The sequence below is a fragment of the Clostridium tepidiprofundi DSM 19306 genome, assembly GCF_001594005.1.
Classification (GTDB): domain Bacteria; phylum Bacillota; class Clostridia; order Clostridiales; family Clostridiaceae; genus Clostridium_AC; species Clostridium_AC tepidiprofundi.
This window is the reverse complement of the sequence record NZ_LTBA01000127.1, coordinates 1-990: the sequence shown is the minus strand read 5'-3', so window position 1 is coordinate 990 and position 990 is coordinate 1. Positions and strand designations below refer to the sequence as shown.

1 protein-coding gene is annotated in these 990 nt (G+C 24.2%); it reads left to right on the top strand.

The window, feature by feature from the left end:
- Positions 1 to 211: 211 nt before the first annotated feature.
- Positions 212 to 676: a hypothetical protein gene (locus CLTEP_RS14015; protein WP_153016362.1), complete on the top strand. Its 465-nt coding sequence runs from the start codon at positions 212 to 214 to the stop codon at positions 674 to 676.
- Positions 677 to 990 lie beyond the last annotated feature (314 nt).

Below are 990 nucleotides of genomic sequence, written 5' to 3'. Positions count from 1 at the left end.
CAATGGATTTATGAATGTGCTAAAAATAATATTCCTATTGAAACTGTTTTTAAAACCATGAAAGTAGCATAAGGCGTAGTGTAAATATCTACTGTAAAAATTTGTATCTAAATTTTCTCATTTATAGCTCAATAATAAAATTGAGGCACTAAAAATTGATAAATTTAATTTAGCTAAAGAACTTAAAGAAAAAAACTCTTTGAATGCATCAATGAGCAAACAAATAAATCAACTAACTGAAACAAACCAAAGTAATAAAGAACTAATTTCAACTCTTAAAAACACTATAAATGATTTAAACGCCACAATACATGAATATAAAAACTATAAATCTGAAAATGAAGAACTAAGAAAGCTCCTTTCCGATTCTAAAAACAAGAACATTAAACTACACAATGAATTAGATAGCAAATCTGAAAAAATAGAAGAACTAAACAGTGCTATCTATAACATTAGTAAATCACATAGCGAAAAAATTAATAGCTTAAAAGATCAACATAAAACAGAACTCGAAAATTTAAAAATTACATTAGAATTAGAAAAACAAAAATCAATAATTGAAATGCAGCAAAAATATCAAGATAAAATTCAAAAACTTCAGTATGATTCTAATAAAGTTAATGAATATGAAAGTAGGTACAAGGAATTGCTTATTGAATTAAAGGGAAATAAGTGAATTATTAATTAGAAGGGTGTTGAATTAAGAGCCTGTAAATATTTTTGTGTATTCTAAGATTTCTTCTTGAAATCAATAACTGGGATTAGTTTAGTTTCGGCTAAAAATTTTGTAATAAATTGCAATTTATTGTTGATTAAAAATTTCAACCTCATGTATATCATTATCCTAATATGTTAATAATATACACGTGGGAAGATTTTTTCAAAAGGAACTTTAATCATTAGCATTTTTATTTCGATTAAAGTTCTTTTTTATGCTTTTTATAAAATTTCACTGAATACTATATTTAATTGATTGATGACCAAATCCCA

Coding starts and splice junctions, on each gene's coding strand:
- CLTEP_RS14015 (WP_153016362.1), top strand. CDS start 212: ATGAGCAAACAAATAAATCAACTAACTGAAACAAACCAAAGTAATAAA.